We start from the raw sequence: 24156 nt of genomic DNA, 5'->3' as shown, positions 1-24156 counted from the left end.
GTTGCCAGCCAGTCGGTGCGGCCGACTTGTCGGACCCCCGTGGTGTCATTTCAGCCATGTCCGCACCGCAGCTCGATCTGACGCCTGCCGCGCTCACCGAACCCGGGATGCGCGGCGTCGTGCGGGTGATCGGGGGCGCAGGCACCGGCAAGAGCACCCTGCTGGTCCGGGCGGCGGCCGCGCACATCGCCGCTGGCACCGACCCGGAATCGGTTCTGCTGCTGACGGGTTCGGCACGGCTGGGCACGGAGGTGCGGGCCGCCATCACGTCGGCGCTGCTAGAAGCCGGCACTCGCGCCGTCGTGCGTGAACCGTTGGTCCGCACCGTGCACTCGTATGCGTTCGCGGTGCTGCGTCTGGCCGCCCAGCGCAAGGGCGATCCGCCGCCGCGGTTGATCACCAGCGCCGAGCAGGACGGCATCATCCGCGAACTGCTCGCCGGGGATCTCGAAGATGGCGACCGGTCCGCCGTGGCGTGGCCGTCACAGCTACGGCCCGCGCTGAGCACCGTCGGGTTCGCCAACGAACTGCGCGACCTCGTGGCGCGCTGCACCGAACGCGGTGTGGATCCTATTGAGCTGCAACGCATCGGGCGCCGCGCCGGCCGACCGGAGTGGCTCGCCGCCGGACAGTTCGCCCAAGCCTACGAGCAGATCATGCTGTTGCGTTCCGCCGTCGGAATGGCCGCCCCGCAAGCCACCGTGCCCGCGCTGGGCGCCGCCGAACTGGTGGGCGCCGCGTTGGAGGCGTTCGCCACCGATGACGAGCTGCTGGCCGCCGAACGGTCCCGGATCAAACTGCTCCTCGTCGACGATGCGCAGCATCTGGATCCGCAGGCGGCCCGCCTCGTGCGCGTGTTGTCCAGCGGCGCGGAACTCACCGTCTTGGCAGGCGACCCGAACCAGTCGGTATTCGGCTACCGCGGAGCGGATCCCGCGCTGCTGCGCGGCGACGAGCCCGCGCTAACCTTGACCGAGTCCCATCGCTGCGCGCCCGCGATCGCACGCGCCATCAGCGGAGTCGCCCAGCGTCTGCCTGGTACCGATGAGGCCCGCCGCATCGAGGGCGCCGACGGTCCGGCGGGCTCGCTGACGGTGCGCATCGCAGCCTCGCCGCATGCCGAATCCGCGCTGATCGCCGACGCGCTGCGGCGCGCGCATCTGGTCGACGGCGTGCCGTGGTCCGAGATGGCCGTGATCGTGCGGTCGGTGCCCCGACTGGGGTCCGCGCTCGCGCGCACCCTCGCCGCGGCGGGTGTGCCCGTCGACCTGCCGACGCCCAGCGCGCCGCTGGCCGACCAGCCCGCCGTGCGGGCCTTGCTGACCGTCCTCGGCGCCACCGCGCGGGGTGAACTCGACGGTGCGGAGGCGCTTTCACTGCTGACCGGGCCGATCGGCCGGGTCGATCCGGTGTCGCTGCGCCAGCTGCGACGCGCGCTGCGCCGGGTGGACGGTCATCATCCACCCCGTGAACTGGGCGACCTGCTGGTCGATGCTCTGCAGGCCGAGCCGGACGGACTCTCCGCCGAACTCGCGCGTCCGCTGCGGCGCGTCCGCGCCGTGTTGGACGCCGCGCGTCGCTCGGAGACCGAGGGAGGGGATCCGCGCTATACGCTCTGGCAGGCCTGGCACCGGTCCGGCATGCAGCGGCGCTGGCTGGCGGCCAGCGAACGCGGCGGGACGGCGGGCGCACAGGCCGACCGCGACCTCGACGCCGTCACCGCGCTTTTTGACGTCGCCGAGCAGTACGTGAATCGCACCGCCGGCGCGTCGCTGCGTGGTCTCGTCGATCACGTCATCACCCTCGGGCTGCCGTCGACCTCGCGCGACGAACGCACCCCGTCGGACACTGTGGCGGTGCTGAGTGCGCACGGTGCACTTGGCAGGCAATGGGAGTTCGTCATCATCGCGGGGCTGCAGGAAGGGTTGTGGCCCAACATGATTCCGCGCGGCGGGGTGCTGGGTACCCAGCAACTGGTCGATGTGCTCGACGGTGTGGTGGCGCCCGACGACAGGGGAGTGTCGACGCGTGCGCCGCTGCTCGCCGAGGAGCGCAGGTTGCTCATCGCGGCGATGGGCCGTGCGCGCAGTCGGCTGCTGGTGACCGCGGTCGACAGCGACTGCGGCGACGAGTCGATGTTGCCGTCCCCGTTCTGCTACGAACTGGCGGCGCTGGCCACCGATCCCGACCCAGAGCCTCCTGTTTCGGTGCAGGCGCCGCGGGTGCTGGCACCGACGGCCTTGGTCGGCCGTCTGCGTGCGGTGGTGTGCGCCCCGCCCGACGACGTCGACGAGAGTGTGCGTGCTTGTGCGGCAACGCAACTCGCGCGGTTGGCGCAAGCCGGTGTGCCGGGCGCCGACCCCGGGCAGTGGTATGCCACGACACCGCTGTCCACCGACGAGCCGCTGTGGTGCGGTGACGACCACACCGTGACGTTGTCGCCGTCGACGCTGCAGATGCTCACGGACTGCCCGCTGCGGTGGCTGTTGGAACGGCACGGTGGCAGCGATGCGCGCGATGTGCGGTCGGCCATCGGCTCGCTGCTGCACGCCCTGGTGGCCGATCCGAGGAAGACCGAGAGTCAGATGCTCAACGAGCTCGAAAAGGTCTGGGAGAAGCTGCCGTTCGATGCCGTATGGCATTCGGACAACGAACTGGACCGGCACCGGATGATGCTGTCGACGTTCGCCGAGTGGCGCGCCCAGACCCGCCGCGAACTCACCGAGGTGGGTACCGAGGTCGACGTCGAGGGCGAGATCGGTAGCAGCGACGACGGTCCGGGGGTGCGGGTCCGCGGTCGCCTGGACCGGCTGGAGCGCGATAGTCAGGGGCGCCTGGTGGTCGTCGACATCAAGACTGGCAAGAGCCCGGTCACCAAAGACGAGGCTCAGCGCCACGCCCAGCTCGCGATGTATCAGTTGGCCATCGCCGAAGGGCTGCTGCCGCAGGGGGGCCAGCCGGGCGGCGGACGCCTGGTATATCTCGGCAGGACCAGCGGGGGGCGGGCCGCCGAACGCGAGCAGGACGCCCTGACGCCCGAATCGCACGCGGAGTGGCGGGCGAAGGTGCGAGACGCCGCGTCGGCCACGCAGGGGCCGCAGTTCGTCGCGCGGGTCAACGACGGATGCGCGCACTGCCCGGTGCGGAACATGTGTCCGGCGCAGGCGCGTTCAGGAGGTCAGCAGTGAATCCTCGGTACAGTCCCGCCGAGCTCGCATCGGCGCTGGGGCTCTTCGCACCCACCGACGAGCAGGCAGCCGTGATCGCCGCGCCGCCGGGGCCGCTGGTCGTCATCGCCGGCGCCGGTGCGGGAAAGACCGAGACCATGGCCGCGCGCGTCGTGTGGCTGGTCGCCAACGGCTACGCCCGACCGGGTGAGGTGCTCGGTCTGACGTTCACCCGTAAGGCCGCCGGTCAGCTGCTGCGGCGTGTTCGCACCAGGCTGGCCCGGCTCGCGGGCGCGGGTCTGGTACCGGCCGGCCCCGGAACCCCCGACCTGACCGACGATCCGGCGACCGTCAGCACGTACCACGCCTTCGCGGGGAACCTGCTGCGCGAACACGGTCTGCTGCTCCCCGTCGAACCGGACACCCGCCTATTGAGCGAAACCGAGATGTGGCAGTTGGCTTTTCAGGTGGTGTGCGATCATCCGCAGCGCCTCGACACCGACAAGACGCCGGCCGCCGTGACCGACATGGTGCTGCGGCTGGCCGGGCAGCTGGCCGAACACCTCGTCGACACCGACCAGCTGCGCGACACGCATGTCGAGCTGGAGCGGCTCGTGCACACCCTGCCCGCCGGGTCGTACCAGCGGGACCGCGGACCGAGTCAGTGGCTGCTGCGGATGTTGGCCACGCAGACGGAACGCACGCAGCTCGTTCCGCTGATCGACGCGCTGCACCAGCGGATGCGCGAGCAGAAGGTCATGGACTTCGGCATGCAGATGGCGTCGGCCGCCCGGCTGGCGTCGACCTTCCCGCAGGTCGGCGAGCAGCTGAGGAACCGGTACCGGGTCGTGCTGCTCGACGAGTACCAGGACACCGGTCACGCGCAGCGAGTCGCGCTGTCGGCGTTGTTCGGCGGCGGGGTCGACGACGGCCTGGCCCTGACCGCCGTCGGCGATCCCATTCAGTCGATCTACGGCTGGCGCGGCGCGTCGGCCACCAACCTGCCGCGGTTCACCATCGACTTCCCCCGTGCCGACGGCAGCCCGGCGCCGACGCTGGAGCTGCGCACCAGCTGGCGCAATCCGCCGGGCACCCTGCATCTGGCGAATGCGGTGTCGGCGGAGGCGCGGCGACGTTCGGTGGCGGTGCGCAAGCTGCGGCCGAGGCCCGATGCGACCGAGGGTACCGTCAGGTGTGCGCTCCTGAACAACGTTGTCGCTGAACGTGATTGGGTGGCTGACCAGCTGGCGCGGATCTACCGCGAGGCACACGGTCGTGGCGCAGCGGTGCCGACCGCCGCGGTGCTGGTGCGCCGCAATGCCGATGCCGCGCCGATCGCGGAGGCGCTCACGGCCCGCGGTGTGCCGGTCGAAGTCGTCGGGCTGGCCGGCTTGCTCGGCGTCCCCGAGGTCGCCGATGTCGTGGCCACGCTTCGAACCGTCGCCGATCCCACGGCCGGTGCCGCCGCGATGCGCGTGCTCACCGGTCCGCGGTGGCGGCTGGGCGCACGTGACATCACGGCGCTGTGGCGGCGCGCGGTCGAACTCGACGATGCGGTCACGACGGACGACGGTGCGGTGGCCGATCGGGTCGTCGCGCAGGTCGCACCCGACGCCGACACCGCATGCCTGGCCGATGCCATCGCCGATCCGGGTCCCGCCGCGGCATATTCGCCGACAGGGTACGCCCGCATCGTGGAGCTGGGTCGAGAACTCACCGCGTTGCGTGGGCATCTCACGCATCCACTGCCCGAGCTCGTCGCCGAGGTGCGCCGGGTGCTCGGGGTGGACACCGAGGTCCGAGCGTCGCGACCGGTTTCGGCGGGCTGGGCGGGGACCGAACATCTCGATGCGTTCGCCGACGTGGTGGCCGACTATGCGAGTCGCCCGGGTGCGACGGTGTCCGGCCTGCTCGCCTACCTCGACGCAGCCGAGCAGGTGGAGAACGGCCTGGCGCCGGCCGAAGTCTCCGTCGCCGAGGGACGCGTGCAGATCCTCACCGTGCACGCCGCGAAGGGGTTGGAATGGCAGGTCGTCGCGGTGCCGCACCTCAGCGGCCGGGTGTTCCCGTCGACGGCGTCGGCCAGGACGTGGCTGACCGACGCCGGCGACCTGCCGCCACTGCTGCGCGGAGATCGCGCGACACTGTCGGAGCACGGCGTGCCGGTGCTCGACACCTCCGATGTCAACGACCGAAAGATGCTGTCGGACAAGATCGCCGACCACAAGGACAGCCTGGCGCAGCGTCGGGTCGACGAGGAGCGACGGCTGTTGTACGTGGCACTCACCCGCGCCGAGGACACGCTGCTGCTGTCCGGTCATCACTGGGGAGCCACCGAGAGCAAACCGCGCGGCCCGTCGGCGTTCCTCGAAGAGCTCAGGACGATCATCGAGCAGGCCGACGCCGCGGGCGAGCCCTGCGGTGTCATCGAGCAGTGGGCCCCCGCACCGGCCCACGGGGAGCAAAACCCGTTGCGCGACAACGTGGTCGAGGCGCTCTGGCCCGCCGACCCGGCAGGATCGCGCCGCGACGCTGTGGGGCGGGGGGCTGAGTTGGTCGCTCAGGCGATGTCGGGTGCGTCCGTCGCTGAGCCTGCCGACGGCGACGAGGGCTGGGCGTCCGACGTCGACGCGCTGCTGGCCGAACGCAGCCGCGCGGACGACTGTCCTGTCCCTCCGTTGCCGGCGCAGCTGTCGGTCAGCACACTGGTGGAACTCGGACGCGACCCAGAGGCGGTCGCGCGGCGGCTGCGCCGCAGGCTGCCCACCCGACCCGATCCACATGCCTTACTGGGCACCGCTTTTCACGATTGGGTGCAGCGCTACTACCACGCCGAGCGCCTGTTCGATCTCGACGATCTGCCCGGCGCCGTCGACCAGGACACCACCATCTCCGACGCGCTCGCCGAACTGCAGGACGCCTTCGCGGTGTCGCCGTGGGCCGCCCGCACCCCGATCGACGTCGAGGTGCCGTTCGACATGGTGATCGGCGGACGGGTGGTGCGAGGACGCATCGATGCGGTGTTCGGCGACGACGACGGCGGCGCCACCGTCGTCGACTGGAAGACGGGTGACCCGCCCGACACGCCGGAAGCCAAGCAGCAGGCCGCCGTTCAGCTAGCCGTTTACCGGCTGGCGTGGGCCGCGCTACAGGATTGTCCGGTCGAATTGGTGCGCGCGTCGTTCCACTACGTGCGCAGCGGGCTGACGGTCACTCCCGACGATCTGCCGGACGGCGACGACCTGCTCGCATTGCTGGAGAGCGCCGCCGCCTAAGAACTGCGATAGATCTTCAGCGCCTCGGTGATCATCGGGATCTGCAGGGGCAGACGGGCGATGGCGACGAGGCGCATCGACAGTGACTTGGAGGGGTCCTTGAACCACAACCGCACCATGTTGAGGTTTCCGGGGAACACACCGATGAACAGGGCCACCGCCGCCAGCGCGCCCAGCCGACGCGTTTTCGGCGCCAGCAATAGACCGGCGACGCCAAGTTCGGCGGCACCCGAGGCATAGGTGTAGAACCGCGCGCTGCCGGGCAGTTCCGCCGGGATGATGTCGTCGAACGGCTTGGGGGCCACAAAGTGCAGTACACCTATGCCGAGCAGGCTTGCGCCCATCAGGTGTGCACGTCGCGGGTTGGCGCTCTGCTGCAGTTCGGGCAGGGGTGTGCTCATGGTTACATAATGGCGTGCGGCGACTGTTCAGCGACCGGTTCTGATGGCCACGGGAAGATTGCGGCGTCGGCTCCGCCGGTTCGACCAGTCGCTGGCCGATCAGCCGGTCCATGCGCTCACCGAAACGGTTCAGATCCCGACCGAACAGGTCAGCCCCACCCAGCGCATCATCCGGCGGGTCTTCTACGCGCTCGCTGCGCTGTTCGCCGCCGTCTTCATCGTCTACCTGGACCGGCACGGATACCGCGACGTCGAAGCCACCCCGGATGCCAGCGATCCGCTGACGTTCCTGGACTGCCTGTACTACGCGACGGTCTCACTGTCGACGACCGGCTACGGCGACATCACCCCGGTCACCCCGTCGGCCCGGCTCGTCAACGTTCTCGTCATCACGCCACTGCGGATCGCGTTCCTGATCGTGCTCATCGGCACGACGGTTGAAACCCTCACCACGCAGTCGCGGCAGGTCTACCAAATCCAGCGATGGAGGAACAAGGTGCGCAACCACATCATCATCGTGGGCTACGGCACGAAGGGCAGGACCGCGGCCGCCGCGATGGTCGGCGACGAGGTGGCGCCCGCCGACATCGTCGTCGTCGACGAGAACCCCGCCGCGCTGGAGCGTGCGAAGAGTGCCGGACTGGTCACCGTTCGCGGCAGCGCGACCGACTCGGAGATCCTGCGGCTCGCCAGCGCACAGCACGCCAAGGCGATCATCGTCGCGACCAATCGCGACGACAGCGCCGTGCTCGTCACGCTGACCGCCCGCGAACTCGCGCCGAAGGCGAAGATCATCGCGGCGGTGCGGGAAGCCGAAAATCAGCACCTGCTCGAACAATCCGGCGCCGACTCGACGGTCGTGACGTCGGAGACAGCCGGCCGACTATTGGGCATAGCGGTACAGACCCCGAGCGTTGTCGAGATGATGGAAGACCTGCTCACCCCCGACGCCGGCTTCGCGATTGCCGAACGGGAAGTCAGCCCCAAAGAGGTCGGTGGATCGCCGCGGCACAACGCCGACATCGTGCTCGGCGTCGTGCGCAACGGGAAGCTGCTGCGCGTCGACGATGAAGAGGCCGACGCCCTCGAGAACGGCGACCGGCTGCTGTACATCCGCAACGCGGATGCGGAACGGTGATGACGAACGGCTTCCGGCTCCGCAACGTCCCGCTGCTGTCGCGCGTGGGCGCCGACCGTGCTGACGTGTTGCGCACCGACGTCGACGCCGCGCTGGCCGGCTGGCCGGACGCAGCGATCCTGCGCGTCGACCGTCGTAACCAGGTGCTGATCTCCGAGGGCAGGGTGGTGCTGGGCAAGGCGGCCAGCGTCGGCCCCAAACCACCCGAGAACGCGGTGTTCCTCGGGAAGCTCGGCGACGGCAGGCATGTGTGGGGGATCCGCGCAGCGCTGGAGGGGCCGGAGGATCCGCATATCGAGACCGAGGTGCTCGACCTGCGCCGCGCGGGCCCGATCTTCGATGACGTCAGCGCGCAGCTCGTCGCGACGGCCACCGCGTTGCTGAATTGGCATGACAGCGCGCGGTTCAGCGCGATCGACGGCGCGCCGACGAAGCCGATCAAGGGCGGTTGGGCGAGGGCCAACGCCGCCAACGGCCACGAGGAGTTTCCGCGCATCGACCCGGCGGTGATTTGTCTCGTCCACGACGGCCACGACCGTGCGGTGCTGGCCCGTCAGACGGTGTGGCCGGAGCGGCTGTTCTCGTTGCTCGCCGGGTTTGTCGAGGCGGGTGAGTCGTTCGAATCGTGCGTCGTCCGCGAGATCGCCGAGGAGATCGGGCTGCACGTCACCGATGTCCAATACCTGGGCAGCCAGCCGTGGCCGTTCCCGCGCTCGCTGATGGTCGGCTTCCACGCGATCGGTGACCCGGAGCAGGAGTTCTCGTTCAACGACGGCGAGATCGCCGAGGCGGCCTGGTTCACCAGGGACGAGGTTCGCGCCGCGCTGGCCGACGGCGACTGGAGTAGCGACTCGACGTCGCGGCTGCTGCTGCCCGGTTCGATTTCGATCGCCCGGGAGATCATCGAATCCTGGGCCGCGCTGGACTAATTACGCGCGAGCAGACGCGACCCAATTGCGCGCGAGCAGACGCGAACACCCCCACTTTTACGGCGTTTTGGGGGTTTACGCGTCTGCTCGCGGTGGACGGCTGGGGGCTGGGGCCGACTCAGCGGCCGAGCTTCGCCTTGACCTGCGCCCCGGTCGGGTTGGTCAGAGTGCTGCCGTCGGGGAACTTCAGCGTCGGCACCGTCTGGTTCCCGCCGTTGGCCGAGGCCACGAACTCCGCCGCAGCGGGGTCCGCCTCGATGTCGACCTCGGTGAACGCGATGCCCTCGGTCTTCAACACCTTCTTCAGGCGGACGCAGTAGCCACACCACGACGTGGTGTACATGGTCAGCTCAGCACTCATAGGACAGTGAACGTAGCCGATCGGCCGAACATGCCCGCGGCGTGCCCCGGTTTTGTCGGTCTGTCCTGACAAGATGGTCGGCATGTCGGTAGAGGTCGCATGCTCACGCATCATCGACGACCTCGACGACGAGCAGCGCGAGGCCGTGCTCGCCCCACGCGGTCCGGTGTGCGTGCTGGCCGGTGCCGGCACCGGTAAGACCCGCACCATCACCCGCCGCATCGCCCACCTGGTGTCCGCTGGGCACGTCGCGCCGGGCCAGGTGCTCGCGGTGACGTTCACTCAGCGGGCTGCCGGGGAGATGCGCGCCCGGTTGCGCGCCCTGGACGACGGTGTGGGCACCGCATCGGTTCAGGCGATGACGTTTCACGCCGCTGCACGCCGTCAGCTGGCGTATTTCTGGCCGCGGCTCGTCGGCAACACCGGATGGGAACTGCTCGACACCAAGTTCGCGGTCGTCGCACAGGCCGCCAACCGGACCGGGTTGCAAGTCAGCACCGACGACGTGCGCGACCTCGCGAGCGAAATCGAATGGGCCAAGGGGTCTTTGATCACCCCCGAGGCGTACGCCGCCGCAGTCGCCGCGGCCGGTCGCGACATCCCGTTCGACGCGCAGAAGGTCGCGGCGGTATACGCGGGGTACGAGACGCTCAAGGCCCGTCGTGACGGGACCACACTGCTCGACTTCGACGACCTGCTCCTGCACACCGCCGCCGCCATCGAGAACGACGCGGCCGTCGCCCAGGAGTTCCGCGACCGCTACCGCTGCTTCGTCGTCGACGAATACCAGGACGTGACGCCGCTGCAGCAGCGCGTGCTCGACGCATGGCTGGGGGACCGCGACGACCTCACCGTCGTCGGTGACGCCAACCAGACCATCTATTCGTTCACCGGGGCCACGCCGCAGTACCTGCTGGACTTCTCGCGGCGTTTCCCCGATGCCGCAGTTGTCCGCCTCGAGCGCGACTACCGGTCCACCCCGCAGGTGGTCTCGCTGGCCAACCGCGTCATCGCCGCCGCACGCGGCCGGATGGCCGGCAGCAAGCTGCATCTCGTCGGCCAGCGCGACCCGGGCCCGGTGCCCACGTTCGCCGAACACCCCGACGAGGTCGCTGAGGCCACCGCCGTCGCCAAGAACATCAAACGGCTGATCGCCGCGGGCACCGCGCCGTCGGAGATCGCCGTGTTGTACCGCATCAACGCGCAATCGGAGGTCTACGAGGAGGCGCTCACCGAGGCGGGCATCCCCTTTCAGGTCCGCGGCGGCGAGGGGTTCTTCAGCCGCCAGGAGATCCGCCAGTCGTTGGTCGCGCTGCAGCGCGCGGCCGAGCGTGACGTCGAGGGCCCCCTGCCCGATCTCGTCCGCGCTGTGCTGGAACCCCTGGGGCTGACGGCCGAGCCGCCGGCGGGTACCCGGGCGCGCGAGCGGTGGGAGGCGTTGACCGCGCTCGCCGAATTGGTCGACGAGGAAGTCGCGCAGCGCCCGTCGCTGGACCTGCCGGCCCTGCTCGTCGAGCTTCGGCAGCGCGCCGACGCCCGACACCCACCCGTCGTGCAGGGCGTCACGCTCGCCTCGCTGCACGCGGCTAAGGGGCTGGAATGGGATGCGGTGTTCCTGGTCGGTCTCGCCGACGGCACACTGCCCATCTCCCACGCTCTGGCGCACGGCCCGGACAGCGAACCGGTCGAAGAGGAACGGCGCCTGCTCTACGTCGGAATCACGAGGGCACGAATACATTTGGCGCTCAGTTGGGCACTCGCGAGGACGCCGGGTGGACGGCAGAGCCGTAAGCTGTCGCGGTTCCTCAACGGTGTCGCACCGCAGGCGTCCGCCGACAACACCCCGAGTCGGCCCCGCCGAGCCAAGGGCGTCACGCCGCGGTGCCGCGTCTGCAACGCGACCCTGACCGCGCCCGCCGCGATCGTGTTGCGTCGCTGCGAGGGGTGCCCGTCCGACATCGACGAGACCCTGCTCGCCGAACTCAAGGAATGGCGGTTGCGCACCAGCAAGGAGATGAGCGTGCCCGCGTATGTGGTGTTCACCGACAACACCTTGATCGCCATCGCGGAGACGCTGCCCAGTGACGACGCCGCGCTGGTCGCGATCCCGGGCATCGGTGCACGTAAGCTCGAGCAGTACGGCGCCGACGTCCTCGCATTGGTCAAAGCCCGCCAATCCTCGTAAAGATCGTGCCAAAACCGCAGGTCAAAAAATCGATTGTCAGTTTCGGCTGTTACCCTTAGCCTCAAGATCGCACCTAACCAGCCGTGTGATTTGTCGTGTGAAAGGAGGGTTCCGAGATCATGTTGAGCATGAACGCGTTTAACGGCGTACGCATTGCCGGCGGTTCCTGGACCCTCCATGTCCCGGCTGCCGCCGCCGCGTGGGCGCATCCCGCTTATATGGCGCATGCCGCCGCGGGAGCTGCAGCTGCCATTACGCCGCAGCCCAAGCGCCGCCGCACCGCCGCCGCGACTGGAACGTCCGTGGATCGGGGCATCATCTAGACAGCCCTACGATTCGCCCCAAGAGGCCACGGACCCGCAGTCACCGGATCCGTGGCCAATTTTTTTTGGGAACCATTCGGACCTCCGAATCCCAGGTCACAGATCCATCAGAAGACAGATGCGACAACCTACGACCAGGAAGCAGAGGTACGAGCCATGTCATCTGCGATGAGCGCTTACGCGACGAGCATCGCATCAGAGACAGGCCCAGAGACGACGACGCTGGTGGTGCCGTGTCATGTCGGCGATCCCGACTTGTGGTTCGCCGAGAATCCCGTCGAACTCGAACGCGCCAAAGCGCTGTGCGCGGATTGCCCGATCCGCCGGCAGTGTCTGGCTGCTGCGCTGGAGCGCGGGGAGCCGTGGGGAGTTTGGGGCGGCGAGATTCTCGACCGCGGCATGGTCATCGCGCGTAAACGTCCACGCGGGCGACCGCGCAAGAACACCGTGGGCAACCCGGCAGCGGCGTAACGCTGCCGGGTTCCCCCGCGTGCACGCCAGCAGTTTCGACGCAATCACGCGCTAACGAATCAGGCCGCTTCCTCCGCGAAGCCCGGAATCAGCTCCATGGCAAGGCGTCTGGCGGGGATATGCGCATCAAGCTGGCAGGAGATCGCCACGTTGGACGCGATCACGCGCATCGGAATCGCCAACTTGGCAGGAATGTCCATCTGCCGGGCTGCCTTGATCTGGCCCGCCGCGCGGTCGGGCTTCATGTTTCCGGCTGTGATGCGCTGCAGCCACTTGCGGTTGTAGTGGAACACCTCCACCTCGAGAGGCTCCACGTACTGCCGCATCATGTCGTCCATCTCGCGCTTGGACACCTGCTCGCCCTTCTGGACGAACCCGATCGCCTGCATTTCCTTCAGCAGATTCTCGTAGTCATCGTTGAGCGCATAACGTGTGGCCCTGCCGATTTCAGGCGGGATGCCGCCGGGCATCGGTGCGACCGCGCCGAAGTCGATGACGCCCATCTTGTTGTCGGGCAACAGCATGAAGTTCCCCGGATGCGCGTCGCCGTGCATCATCTCGAGACGGTGTGGCGCGTCGTAGGTCAATTCGAACAGCCGCGTCCCCATCAGATCGCGCTGCTCCTGCGTGCCCTCGCGGATGATCACCGACATCGGCACACCCTCGATCCATTCCTGAATCACCACCTTGGGCGCGCTGGCGACGATGCGCGGAACGACGAACCGCGGATGTCCCTCATAGGCTTTGGCGAACGCGCGCTGGTTGTCCGCTTCGAGCCGGTAGTCGAGTTCCATCTCGGTGCGCTCGATCAGTTCGTCGACCACACCCTGGACGTCGGCGCCGGGGGAGAGCTGACGCAGCACGCTGACCATCCGCTGCATGGTCTTGAGGTCGGCGCGCAGTGCCTCGTCGGCGCCGGGGTACTGGATCTTGACGGCGACCTCGCGGCCGTCGGCCCACACCGCCTTGTGCACCTGGCCGATGCTCGCCGACGCAACCGCCTTGTCGTCGAAGGACTTGAACCGTTCGCGCCACTTGGTACCCAGCTGCTGATCGAGCACCCGGTGCACCTTGGCCGCGGGCAGCGGCGGGGCCTCGCGCTGCAACTTGGTCAGGGCTTCGCGGTACGGCTTGCCGTACTGCTCGGGGATCGCGGCCTCCATGACCGACAGCGCCTGACCGACCTTCATCGCGCCGCCCTTGAGCTCACCCAGGACGGTGAACAACTGCTGAGCCGCCTTGTCCATCAACTCGGCGTTGACCTCGTCCTTGGACTTGCCCGTCAGGCGTTTGCCGAAGCCCAGCGCCGCCCGGCCGGCCATGCCGGCCCCAAGGCCCGCGAGCTTGGCGTTACGCGCGGCCCCACCCCGTTTGATCTCGCTCACCAGACCATCATCCATGACGCCGCTGAACCCCACTGCAACGACTTGCCTACAAACGTTGTCAGCAGGTGCAACGCGGATGCCGAGACCAGCGGCGGGCTACGACCGATCCCACGTTGACGTCGAACTCCAGCGTCGCGTCCAGCGTTGGCGGCGGCTCGACATCCGGGGTGACATGGTCACCGCGGGACACCGCTTGTATGACGCGGTCGACCTGGTTGAGCGCCAGCGCCGCGGTTGCCAGCACCGTCGCGCGGTCGGCGCTGCCGACGGTGTCACGCAGCTGCGCGGCGATCGCCGGCCAGGCGGCGTCCCGGTCGCTGCGGTGGAGGTCACCGCACGTCAGGCAGCTGGTCACGCCGGGGATGACCAGGGGGCCGACCAGGCCGGCGCCGTCGCGCACCCGTACCGGAAGGTGCGGTACCCCGGCGGCGTGCAGCTCGCGCACCACCCGCGGGTCGCACACCAGGAAGTCGGTCAGCACCGCGAGATCCGTCGGCTCGGCCGCTGCCCCGGCATGGGTACGGCTGCTCTGCGTGACGCGGGCACCCGAGCAGCGCAACGCCGTGAGGAGCAGATCCGATAGGGGACCCTGCCCGTGGATCCGGATGGACGCCGCTCGTCCCCGGCGACGCGTCGTGGTCGTCACCAGACCGGCATCGACCAGCGATGCGACCAGATCGGCGATGCTCTCGGCGGTCGCCTCGTCGGCCTGGTCCTGCAGCTCTGACAGCGTGGCGCCCGACTGGAGGCGCCGCAGCAGGTCGGCGAGCGTCCGCGTCGTCAATCCCGACGGTGGGCGGACCAGAACCGCGCGCCGCGGATCCCAGCCCACCTGGACCACCCCATCGGGTCGCGATAGCACCGGCCGAGCCGGATCGAGGACGTAGCGCCCCATGCGTGGAGTCTGGCATGGAATCCGCCGGATCCCGTCAAACTATCCACAGGCACCGACTCAGCGGTCGGAATCGCCTGTGTCAGAATCCTTTTCGAGATCGGCGATCAACTGATCGATTCCACTGGTATCGCCGCCGATCATGCGGTCGATGAAGCCGGCCGGCTCGTCGAGGTCCTCGGCGGTGGGTAACAGGTCGGGATGCTGCCACACGCCGTCGCGGGCGTCGGACCCCACAGCCTCGGTCAGCCGCTCCCACAGCGCCGCCGCCTCGCGCATCTTGCGTGGCCGCAGTTCCAGCCCGACCAGGGTGGCGAACGTCTGCTCAGCGGGGCCACCGGTGGCACGCCGCCGCCGCAGCGTCTCCGACAGCGCCGACGTGCCGGGGATCCGGTCGCCGAGCGCGTCGGTGACGACGGTCTGTACCCAGCCCTCGATCAGCGCCAGCAGCGTCTCCAGCCGCTCGAGCGCAGCGGTCTGCTCCGGCGTCGCCTTCGGTTCGAAGATGCCCTGGTTGAGCAGTTGTTCCATCTGCGACGGATCGGTCAGGGCCGCCGGGTTGAATCCCTGCGCGAGCTCCTCGAGCCCGCTCATGTCGATCTTCATGCCCCTGGCGAATGCCTCGACCGCGTTGAGCAGCTGGCTGGCGAGCCACGGCACGTGACTGAACAGGCGGTGATGCGCGGCCTCGCGCGCCGCGAGGAACGTCAGGATCTCGCTGCGCGGCTGTTCGAGCCCCTCGGAGAGCGACTCGATGGCGTCGGGCATCAGCGCCGCAATACCCTTGGGCCCCAACGGAAGTCCGATATCGGTGGACGTCAGCACTTCGCGTGACAGCGTGCCCAGCGCCTGTCCCAGCTGCGAGCCGAACGCCATGCCGCCCATCTGCGTCATCATCGACAGCAACGGCCCGGCCATGGACTTCGCCTCTTCGGGCAGCGACGACGCCCACACCGTGGAGATCTGCTCGGCCACCGGGTCACACAGCCGCTTCCACGTCTCCAGCGTGTTGTCGACCCAGTCCTTCGGCGTCCACGCCACGGCCTTCGTGGTGCCTGCGGGCAGCGCCGTGACACCGTCCAGCCACGTCTCGGCCAGATGGACGGCGTCGGCGACCGCCGCGCTGGTTTTCTCGGGCACCGGCGCGACGAAACCGATCGAGCTCGACGCCAGCTGCCGGGCGAGGTCGTAGTTCACCGCCCCGGACCGGGTGCCGTCGGCCATCACGTTTCCGGCCCCGCTGAACATCTCGCCGAGGCGGGTGAAGATCTGGCCGAGCTGGGACATGTCGAACTGGGACCCGCCCAGACCGAACGGATCCCCCGAGCCCGCGCCGGAGCCCGGATCCGGGTCCTTCTTGCGTTTGTCTCGCTCGGGGTCGTCCCCGGCGGAGAAGCCGAAAGGCAGGTCAGCCATACCCTCAACGGTACTCACAGGTGCGTCGGCGCGTGAGTTGGCACGTCACGCCGAGAGCGAAGCCACGCCGATCGCCCCGATTTCGCGGCCGCGGGCATCCATCGAGCCACCTCACAGGCCTGCCCGGATTTCGCCAACAGAGATCGTGATCGCAGCCACTCGAGCGCCAACCTCTACATTGGGCGGCGTGAACAGGCGCATTTTGACGTTGCTCGTCGCGCTCATCCCGATCGTCGCGTTCGGAGTCGTGCTGTCGGTGGTGACGGTGCCGTTCGTCGCGCTGGGGCCCGGGCCGACGTTCGACACCCTCGGTGAGGTCGATGGCAAGCCGGTCGTCGACATCGAGGGCACCGAGGTCCACCCCACGTCGGGGCATCTGAACATGACCACGGTGTCGCAGCGTGACGGGCTGACGCTCGGGCAGGCGCTGGCGCTGTGGATGTCGGGTCGCGAACAGCTGGTGCCTCGTGACCTGGTCTACCCGCCGGACAAGACGAAGGACGAGATCGACGAGGCCAACAACACCGACTTCCGAAAGTCCGAGGACAGCGCCGAATACGCCGCCCTGCTCTACCTGAAATACCCGCTCACCGTCACCGTCAAGTCGGTCAACGAGGACGGTCCGTCGGCGGGCAAGCTCGAGGACGGCGATGCGATCGAATACGTCAACGGCAAGCCCGTGACCAACCTCGACGAGTTTCAGGCCCTGATCAAGGAGACCAAACCGGGCGACACGGTGGTGCTGGACTACCGACGCAAGAACGGTGACCTGGGTGCCGCCACCATCACGATGGGTAAGCACCCCGACCGCGATCAGGGTTTCCTCGGCATCGGGGTGCTCGACGCGCCGTGGGCACCGTTCACCGTCGACTTCAACCTCGCCAACATCGGTGGCCCGTCCGCCGGGTTGATGTTCAGCCTCGCGGTCGTCGACAAACTCACCACCGGTGACCTCAATGACGGCAAGTTCGTCGCGGGCACCGGCACCATCACCGGAGACGGCGAGGTCGGCCCGATCGGCGGCATCACGCACAAGATGCTGGCGGCCAAGGACGCCGGTGCCACGATCTTCCTGGTCCCCGCCGAGAACTGCGAGGAAGCCAAGTCGGCCAACGAGGACGGGCTGGAGCTGGTCCGTGTCGAGACCCTCGATCAGGCCGTGGCCGCCCTCAAGACGTTGTCCGCCGGTGGCGAACGGCCCCATTGCTAGATCGACCTCTCTGTTCGCATGCGTAGAGTTATGGCACGTCGATGAAGACGTATGCCAACGGTTAGAAACTGGAGTTGACGAGTGGGTATGCGGCCCGCGGCAAGAATGCCGAAGCTGACCAGACGTAGCCGAGTACTCATCGCGGTCGCCGCGGTATTCGTCTTGCTTCTATTGGTCGGGCCACGTCTGATCGACACCTACGTCGACTGGCTGTGGTACGGCGAGCTCGGATACCGCTCGGTATTCACCACCCAGCTGGTCACCCGCCTCGTGGTCTTCCTTGTTGCCGCGGTGGTGATCGGCGCGATCGTCTTCACCGGGCTGGCGCTGGCCTACCGCACCCGCCCCGTCTTCGTCCCCACCAACGGCCCCAACGACCCGGTCGCGCGGTACCGCACCGCGGTGATGACCCGGTTGCGGCTCATCGGCATCGGCGTTCCGGCCTTCATCGGGTTCCTGGCCGGGATTGTGGCGCAAAGCTACTGGGCCCGCATCCAGCTGTTCCTTCACGGCGGCAGCTTTGGCATCAACGACCCGCAATTCGGCAAGGATCTCGGCTTCTACGCGTTCGATCTGCCGTTCTACCGGCTGGTGCTGAGCTTCCTGTTCGTCGCGACATTCCTGGCGTTCATCGCGAACCTGTTGGGCCACTACCTTTTCGGGGGTATCCGGTTGTCGGGTCGCACCGGTGCGCTGAGCCGTGCGGCGCGCATCCAGCTGATCACCCTGGTCGGCATCCTGATGCTGCTCAAGGCCGTTGCGTACTGGTTTGACCGCTACGAACTGTTGAGCCACACCCGCGGTGGCAAGCCGTTCACAGGCGCTGGCTATACGGATATCAACGCGGTCCTACCCGCGAAGCTGATCCTGATGGCCATCGCGGTCATCTGCGCGGTGGCCGTCTTCTCCGCGATCGTGTTGCGCGACTTGCGAATCCCCGCAATCGGTGTCGTGCTGTTGCTGTTGTCGTCGTTGGTGATCGGCGCCGGGTGGCCGCTGGTGGTCGAGCAGTTCAGCGTCAAGCCGAACGCGGCGCAGAAGGAAAGCGAATACATCAGCAGAAGCATTACGGCCACCAGACAGGCCTACGGGTTGACCGATGAAACGGTCACCTACCGCGATTACAGCGGGGATGCGCAGACCACGGCCCAGCAGGTGGCCGATGACCGGGCTACGACGTCGAACATCCGGTTGCTCGACCCCACGATCGTCAGCCCGGCGTTCACCCAGTTCCAGCAGGGCAAGAACTTCTACTACTTCCCGGATCACCTGGCGATGGACCGCTATACGGCGCGCGACGGAAATCTGCGTGACTACGTCGTCGCTGCCCGCGAACTCAACCCCGACCGGCTGATCGACAACCAGCGCGACTGGATCAACCGGCACACCGTCTACACGCACGGCAACGGTTTCATCGCCTCGCCGGCCAACACCGTCCGCGGCGTCGCCAACGACCCCAACCAGAACGGCGGCTATCCAGAGTTTCTGGCGAGCGTCGTCGGCGCCAACGGCAGCGTCATCTCGCCGGGGCCGGCTCCGCTGGACCAGCCGCGGATCTACTTCGGCCCGGTGATCGCGAACACGGCGGCCGACTACGCGATCGTGGGCAAGAACGGCGACGTCGACCGCGAGTACGACTACGAAACCAACACCGAGACCAAGAACTACACCTACAGCGGTCGCGGCGGCGTGCCCGTCGGCAGTTGGCTGGCGCGCTCGGTGTTCGCGGCCAAGTTCGCCGAGCGGAACTTCTTGTTCTCCAACGTGATCGGCCCGAACAGCAAGATCCTGTTCAATCGTGACCCGGCTGAGCGCGTCGAGGCCGCTGCGCCGTGGCTGACCACCGACACGACCGTTTATCCAGCCATCGTGAACAAGCGGATGGTGTGGATTGTGGACGGCTACACCACGCTGGACAACTACCCGTACTCACAGCTGACGACGCTGTCCAGTGCCACGGCGGATTCCACCGAGGTGGCCGCCAACCGACTGCAGATCGACAAGCAGGTGTCGTACATCCGCAACTCGGTCAAGGCGACGGTCGACGCGTACGACGGCACGGTGACGCTGTATGCGCAGGACGAGCAGGATCCGGTGCTGCAGGCGTGGATGAAGGTGTTCCCGGACACGGTCAAGCCCAAGAGCGAGATCACCCCTGAACTGCAACAGCACCTGCGGTATCCCGAGGATTTGTTCAAGGTTCAGCGTGCGCTCTTGGCCAAGTACCACGTCGACGATCCCGTGACGTTCTTCTCGACGTCGGACTTCTGGGATGTGCCGCTCGACCCGAACCCGACCGCGAGCAGCTATCAGCCGCCGTATTACATCGTCGCCAAAGACCTTGCCCGCAACGACAGCTCAGCGTCGTTCCAGCTGACCAGTGCGATGAACCGGTTCCGCCGCGACTTCCTCGCCGCGTACATCAGTGCGAGCTCCGATCCTGCGACCTACGGCAAGATCACGGTGTTGACCATTCCCGGTCAGGTCAACGGTCCGAAGCTGGCGTTCAACGCGATCAGTACCGACACCGCGGTAAGCCAGGACCTCGGTGTCATCGGCCGTGACAATCAGAACCGCATCCGGTGGGGCAATCTGCTCACGCTGCCGGTCGCTCAGGGCGGCCTGCTGTACGTGGCACCCGTGTACGCGTCACCGGGCACCAGCGACGCGGCGTCGACGTACCCCCGCCTGATCCGGGTCGCGATGATGTACAACGACAAGGTCGGCTATGGGCCGACGGTGCGCGACGCGCTCACCGAGCTGTTCGGGCCGGGCGCGGACGCCACCGCCACCGGTCCGGCGCCGACGGGCCCGGTGACCAATGGGCAGCCGCAGGCCACACCGTCCGACGGCCAGCCACCGGCTACGCCCCCGCCCGGCAATCAGCGAACACCGGATGCGCAGGTGCCCGCAGCCGTCCCGCCGGGCGGGCCGGTGCAGTTGTCGGCTGCCAAAGCCGCAGCGCTGCAAGACGTCAACACGGCGCTGGACGCGCTGCAGGCGGCACAGACGAGTGGCAACTTCGCCGAGTTCGGTCAGGCCCTGCAGCGGCTCGACGACGCGGTGAAGAAGTACCAGTCGACGCGCTAGCGGGCGGCTGAGCACTCGATTTGGAGCTGCACCTGCGCCTTCGGTAACCTTGCGTTTACCCGACGCGGGGTGGAGCAGCTCGGTAGCTCGCTGGGCTCATAACCCAGAGGTCGCAGGTTCGAATCCTGTCCCCGCTACTAGGTGAAATGGCCCTCGGAGGAAGCTCCGGGGGCCATTTCTCATATGCGTGGCACGTTAGGGTGCCAGGCGCAGCACGCCCAGCCGGATCAGCGGCTGGATCACGCCGATCTTCTCTTCTGTGGTGACGCCGCCGGGTAGCTCGCGCACGTAGAAGCCGTCCACCCGAGCGATGAAATCGATGGCCTCAAGCGCCACGTCGTTGACGGAGAGCACGATTCCTTCGGAGTCGTCCACCAGGTGAACGGTGCCGTCGTCCACGCGGACGGTCAAACTCCCCGTCCTCTCGTTGATGACGGCTGCTCGCTGCGACGTTGTTTCCGTCGTACCAGACGTCCGGCAGGGGGTGGCCGTACAGCTCCTCATACCGTTGACGAAAATCGTTGAAGGAAGCCGTATTTTGGGGCCGATCGCCCTCCGCCTTTCCCTCGCCGCCACCGTGATCGCTTACGGGCGCATGGTGAACGTACTGTCCGAAGTAGCGCTGACCGAACTCCGCGTACTCGGCGGTGAAGAGGACGAATGCGTGCCAGGCTTCGTCCACCATTGCTGAACACATGCCAAACGACACGCCAGGCGTCGCCGCGCACAGTGTCCGTGGCCATGAAAAAGTCCCCACTGGTGGCCAAGTGGAGGTCCCCGTTGGTGGCCAGATAAAAGTCCCCACCTCGTGTTCGTCGTGTCGATCAGGAACTGCGGGCCCCGATGGTGACGGTGAAGGCGCCAACCAATCGCCACCACCACCGGGGAGTTCCATTGAAGTCTGCGAAGGACCGCATGGACATTATTTCTGCCTATCAACAGCTCGGGTCGTACCGGGCTGCCGCCGATGCGTGCGGCACCACCCATAAGACCGTCAGACGTGTCGTGGCCAAGTTCGAGGCCGACCAGGCCGGCGTGCTGCCGGTGCCGCGAGCCGAGCGTGTCCACAACTACGATGCGGTGGCCGATCTGGTCGCTGAACGTGTCGAGAAGTCCCAGGGTCGGATCTCGGCCAAACGGCTGCTGCCGATCGCCCGCACCGCCGGCTACCAGGGCTCGCCGCGTAATTTCCGGCGCCTGGTCGCTGAGACGAAAGCGTTGTGGCGCAGTAACAATCACCGTGGCCGCCGCCCGGCAGTGTGGGCGCCGGGAGAGTATCTGGTGATCGATTGGGCCCAGGCCGCGCCGGGGCTGTTCTTGTTCTGCGCGGTGCTGGCGTTCTCCCGGTGGCGCTTCGTGCGGTTCGCCACCGACCAGAAAGCCTCCACCACGCTGGCGTTGATCGCCGAAGCCATGGGCGTCATCGGCGGCGTTCCGGCGCGGGTGCTGGCCGACCGGATGGCCTGCCTCAAGGGCGGGGTGGTCGCGAACGTGGTCGTCCCGACCCCGGGCTACGTCCGCTTCGCGACGCACTACGGGTTCGCGCCGGACTTCTGCCATGCAGGCGACCCGCAGTCCAAGGGCATTGTGGAGAACCTGTGCGGCTACGCCCAACGCGACCTGGCCGTGCCGCTGCTGACCCAGGCCGCCGTCGACGGTGTGGCGGTCGACCTCCGGTCGGCCAATGCCGCCGCGGCCGCCTGGTGCGCCGAGGTCAACGCCACGGCGCATTCGGAGATCCAAGCGATCCCCGACGACCGACTGGTAACCGAACGTGAACTGCTACAACCACTCCCATCGCTACGCTTGCAGATCGGTGCACCCTCGGTGCTCCGTAAGGTCGACCGGTTGTCGTGTGCGATACGGGTCGGCCCGCTACTCGGTACCGACCCGGCTGATCGGGACCAGCGTGGCCGTCGTGGTCGATCACGGCGCGGTGTGCCTGCTCGAGCCGGCCACCGGGGTGGTCGTGGCCGAACACGAACTCATCGCACCCGGTGGCGCCTCAATCCTCGACGAGCATTACGACGGACCGCGGCCGGCACCGAACCGCGGACCACGGCCCAAGACCACCGTGGAGAAGCAGTTCTGCGACCTCGGTGAAGACGCGCAGGCGTTCCTGGTCGGCGCTGCGGCGATCGGCAACACCCGACTGGCCTCGGAGCTGGAGATCCTGCTCGCCCTGGGCGCCGCCCACGGTGAGCGGCAATTGGTGGCGGCACTGCACCGGGCGGTGGCGTTCCGGCGGTTCCGCGCCGCCGACGTGCGCTCCATCCTGGCCGCCGGCACCGGCGCCCCGCAGCCACGCGAAGCCGGGGATGCGTTGATCCTGGACCTGCCGGTCGCCCCGACCCGGTCTCTGGAGGCCTACCGGGTCGCACCCGTCGCTGACGGTGAGGTGATGTCGTGACCAAGACAGCACCGTTGACCGATACCAAAACCATTGCACCCCCGTCGGTTCCACCATTGGATGCCGATCTGGATGCCGGGCTGCGGCGGTTGAAGCTGGCGGCGATCCGGCGGACGGCACCGGAGGTGTTGATCACCGCCAAGACCCAACGCTGGACCCCTGAAGAGGTGCTGCGGACCCTGGTGGAGACCGAGCTGGCCGCTCGGGATGCTTCCAACGTCGTCAACCGGCTCAAGGCCGCCGCGTTCCCCGTGCCCAAGACATTGGAGAGCTTCGATGTGGCCACATCGTCGATCCAACCGAAGGTGTTCGACTACCTGTCAAGTCTGGAATGGATACGCGCACAACGGAACCTGGCGATCATCGGCCCCGCCGGGACCGGCAAGAGCCACACGTTGATCGGGTTGGGGACCGCGGCGATCCACGCCGGCCTCAAGGTGCGTTACTTCGCCGCCGCCGACCTCGTGGAGACGCTCTACCGCGGGATGGCCGACAACACCGTCGGCAAGATCATCGAATCGCTGCTGCGAGTCGACCTCATCATTCTCGACGAGCTCGGCTTCGCACCACTGGATGACACCGGCACCCAGCTGTTGTTCCGGCTCGTCGCCGGCGCCTACGAACGCCGCTCCTTGGCCATCGGGTCGCACTGGCCCTTCGAACAATGGGGACGGTTCCTGCCCGAGCAGACCACCGCGGTCAGCATCCTCGACCGGCTCCTGCACCACGCCACCGTCGTCATCACCGACGGCCAGTCCTACCGCATGAAAGACGCCCAACACCGAAAGGAGAACGCCACCACAACCTAGGAATCACCGCACGGGGTGGGGACTTTTATCCGGCCACCAGCGGGGACATCGAGTTGGCCATTGACACACAGCACGAGGTACTTCGTTGCTTCAGTGAAAAACCGTTCTGCGAAAGCCGAGTCGCTGGTGACCCGGTTCTTGACGGGTCGATCGATGACAGATGGGGCGTTGAATGCCAACGCCTCTGCAAGTTGACCTTCAAGCGCCACGTCGCCTACGCCACCAGTCCAAAGCAGGGGACGCAGACAACGGCGCTGGCCTTGACGACGCAGTAGGCATCGGGGGCCGGTCGCCCTGCGGGGCTGGCGATGGTCAGCCTGCCGACCTTGACCGTCTGAGTGCCGTTCTTTGCGTTTTTCATCGTTCGTACCTTTCGAATTGGAGGGCTCCGCCAAATTCGAAGCCCGATTGGTACGTCAACTATTGCTCGCGGCGCGATCCCGATGCGCCCACCGATCGGACGGTTCGACCGCCTTCTGGCATGCCGACAGCGGGACCCTCATCTCGGGCGACGCGGTATTGAGTGCAGGCGGCCAGGCGTGGTTCATCCCGGAGACCGTCGATAACGCCGCCGCGACGCGCAGTGAAGAGCGCTTGCGCGCGTTGCCCGTCGAGCACCTACTGCCCGGCCACGGTCTGCCGGTACACCGCGCCGACGTGTGGGCCGACGCGCGCTGAGGCTGGGCTGGTGGAT

Annotated in this window: 18 protein-coding genes, 1 tRNA gene and 1 pseudogene; 13 read left to right on the top strand and 7 right to left on the bottom strand. The window is 67.7% G+C overall.

The window, feature by feature from the left end; genetic code table 11:
• Positions 1 to 56: 56 nt before the first annotated feature.
• On the top strand, positions 57 to 3188 hold the full coding sequence (locus G6N43_RS24995) for an ATP-dependent helicase (RefSeq protein ID WP_083154172.1): 3132 nt from the start codon (positions 57 to 59) through the stop codon (positions 3186 to 3188).
• Complete coding sequence (locus G6N43_RS24990) at positions 3125 to 6442, top strand: ATP-dependent helicase (protein ID WP_083154169.1); 3318 nt, start codon at positions 3125 to 3127, stop codon at positions 6440 to 6442. Before G6N43_RS24995 ends, G6N43_RS24990 begins: the two co-directional genes overlap by 64 nt.
• On the opposite strand, the gene G6N43_RS24985 is transcribed toward G6N43_RS24990, so the two are convergent.
• Positions 6439 to 6843 (bottom strand): DoxX family protein, encoded by a 405-nt coding sequence (locus G6N43_RS24985; protein ID WP_083154167.1) that lies wholly within the window; start codon positions 6841 to 6843, stop codon positions 6439 to 6441. The genes G6N43_RS24990 and G6N43_RS24985 overlap by 4 nt on opposite strands.
• A gap of 43 nt (positions 6844 to 6886) precedes the next feature.
• Between G6N43_RS24985 and G6N43_RS24980 the strand changes: the two genes are divergently transcribed.
• Both G6N43_RS24980 and nudC read left to right on the top strand, forming a co-directional pair.
• Positions 6887 to 7981 (top strand): potassium channel family protein, encoded by a 1095-nt coding sequence (locus tag G6N43_RS24980; RefSeq protein ID WP_083154165.1) that lies wholly within the window; start codon positions 6887 to 6889, stop codon positions 7979 to 7981.
• Positions 7981 to 8910, top strand: coding sequence for an NAD(+) diphosphatase (gene nudC, locus G6N43_RS24975; protein ID WP_083154162.1), 930 nt, complete (start codon positions 7981 to 7983; stop codon positions 8908 to 8910). Before G6N43_RS24980 ends, nudC begins: the two co-directional genes overlap by 1 nt.
• A gap of 118 nt (positions 8911 to 9028) precedes the next feature.
• Here the strand turns inward: nudC and G6N43_RS24970 are convergent, their stop codons facing one another.
• Positions 9029 to 9271 carry a mycoredoxin gene (locus G6N43_RS24970; RefSeq protein ID WP_163658200.1) on the bottom strand — a complete coding sequence of 81 codons (243 nt, stop codon included), beginning with the start codon at positions 9269 to 9271 and terminating at the stop codon, positions 9029 to 9031.
• Positions 9272 to 9344: 73 nt separating this feature from the next.
• Here G6N43_RS24970 and G6N43_RS24965 point away from each other — a divergent pair, with 73 nt between their 5' ends.
• Both G6N43_RS24965 and G6N43_RS24960 read left to right on the top strand, forming a co-directional pair.
• Complete coding sequence (locus G6N43_RS24965) at positions 9345 to 11456, top strand: ATP-dependent DNA helicase UvrD2 (protein ID WP_407664833.1); 2112 nt, start codon at positions 9345 to 9347, stop codon at positions 11454 to 11456.
• A 479-nt stretch (positions 11457 to 11935) separates the two neighbouring features.
• Positions 11936 to 12250: a WhiB family transcriptional regulator gene (locus G6N43_RS24960; RefSeq protein ID WP_083154157.1), complete on the top strand. Its 315-nt coding sequence runs from the start codon at positions 11936 to 11938 to the stop codon at positions 12248 to 12250.
• Positions 12251 to 12309: 59 nt separating this feature from the next.
• On the opposite strand, the gene G6N43_RS24955 is transcribed toward G6N43_RS24960, so the two are convergent.
• Genes G6N43_RS24955 through G6N43_RS24945 form a run of 3 tightly spaced genes read right to left on the bottom strand, consistent with a single transcriptional unit; the run spans position 12310 to position 15943 of the window.
• Positions 12310 to 13650, bottom strand: coding sequence for a macrolide-binding ATPase MABP-1 (locus tag G6N43_RS24955; RefSeq protein WP_083154422.1), 1341 nt, complete (start codon positions 13648 to 13650; stop codon positions 12310 to 12312).
• 43 nt (positions 13651 to 13693) lie between these two features.
• Positions 13694 to 14530, bottom strand: coding sequence for a cyclodehydratase (locus tag G6N43_RS24950; protein WP_083154155.1), 837 nt, complete (start codon positions 14528 to 14530; stop codon positions 13694 to 13696).
• A 57-nt stretch (positions 14531 to 14587) separates the two neighbouring features.
• The gene (locus tag G6N43_RS24945; protein ID WP_083154152.1) at positions 14588 to 15943 is read right to left on the bottom strand and encodes a zinc-dependent metalloprotease; all 1356 of its coding nucleotides are present in this window, start codon (positions 15941 to 15943) and stop codon (positions 14588 to 14590) included.
• 187 nt (positions 15944 to 16130) lie between these two features.
• Here G6N43_RS24945 and G6N43_RS24940 point away from each other — a divergent pair, with 187 nt between their 5' ends.
• The 3 genes from G6N43_RS24940 (at position 16131) to G6N43_RS24930 (ending at position 20380) form a co-directional block, all read left to right on the top strand.
• The gene (locus tag G6N43_RS24940; protein ID WP_083154150.1) at positions 16131 to 17153 is read left to right on the top strand and encodes a YlbL family protein; all 1023 of its coding nucleotides are present in this window, start codon (positions 16131 to 16133) and stop codon (positions 17151 to 17153) included.
• Between the two features lie 81 nt (positions 17154 to 17234).
• Positions 17235 to 20243 (top strand): UPF0182 family protein, encoded by a 3009-nt coding sequence (locus tag G6N43_RS24935; protein ID WP_083154147.1) that lies wholly within the window; start codon positions 17235 to 17237, stop codon positions 20241 to 20243.
• 63 nt (positions 20244 to 20306) lie between these two features.
• Positions 20307 to 20380: transfer RNA gene (locus G6N43_RS24930), tRNA-Met, on the top strand.
• Positions 20381 to 20438: 58 nt separating this feature from the next.
• On the opposite strand, the gene G6N43_RS24925 is transcribed toward G6N43_RS24930, so the two are convergent.
• Entirely contained in the window at positions 20439 to 20654 is a 216-nt protein-coding gene (locus tag G6N43_RS24925) for a hypothetical protein (RefSeq protein ID WP_133056563.1), read from the bottom strand.
• A 19-nt stretch (positions 20655 to 20673) separates the two neighbouring features.
• On the opposite strand from G6N43_RS24925, the gene G6N43_RS24920 reads away from it, so the two are divergent.
• The 3 genes and pseudogenes from G6N43_RS24920 (at position 20674) to istB (ending at position 23462) form a co-directional block, all read left to right on the top strand.
• Complete coding sequence (locus tag G6N43_RS24920; protein ID WP_083154143.1) at positions 20674 to 20934, top strand: hypothetical protein; 261 nt, start codon at positions 20674 to 20676, stop codon at positions 20932 to 20934.
• A gap of 203 nt (positions 20935 to 21137) precedes the next feature.
• A pseudogene (istA, locus tag G6N43_RS24915) lies at positions 21138 to 22653 on the top strand (IS21 family transposase).
• Positions 22650 to 23462: an IS21-like element helper ATPase IstB gene (gene istB, locus G6N43_RS24910; RefSeq protein ID WP_179967918.1), complete on the top strand. Its 813-nt coding sequence runs from the start codon at positions 22650 to 22652 to the stop codon at positions 23460 to 23462. The pseudogene istA and the gene istB overlap by 4 nt, the downstream one beginning before the upstream one ends.
• A 214-nt stretch (positions 23463 to 23676) precedes the next feature.
• On the opposite strand, the gene G6N43_RS24905 is transcribed toward istB, so the two are convergent.
• Positions 23677 to 23823 carry a hypothetical protein gene (locus G6N43_RS24905; RefSeq protein ID WP_163658198.1) on the bottom strand — a complete coding sequence of 49 codons (147 nt, stop codon included), beginning with the start codon at positions 23821 to 23823 and terminating at the stop codon, positions 23677 to 23679.
• Between the two features lie 158 nt (positions 23824 to 23981).
• Here G6N43_RS24905 and G6N43_RS24900 point away from each other — a divergent pair, with 158 nt between their 5' ends.
• Entirely contained in the window at positions 23982 to 24140 is a 159-nt protein-coding gene (locus tag G6N43_RS24900; protein WP_163658196.1) for a hypothetical protein, read from the top strand.
• Positions 24141 to 24156 lie beyond the last annotated feature (16 nt).

Origin of the sequence: Mycolicibacterium moriokaense (assembly GCF_010726085.1) — a bacterium.
In the GTDB taxonomy this organism is placed as follows: Bacteria; Actinomycetota; Actinomycetes; order Mycobacteriales; family Mycobacteriaceae; genus Mycobacterium; species Mycobacterium moriokaense.
Note: the sequence above shows the minus strand (reverse complement) of the source record. Positions and strands in the feature narration are given on the sequence as shown.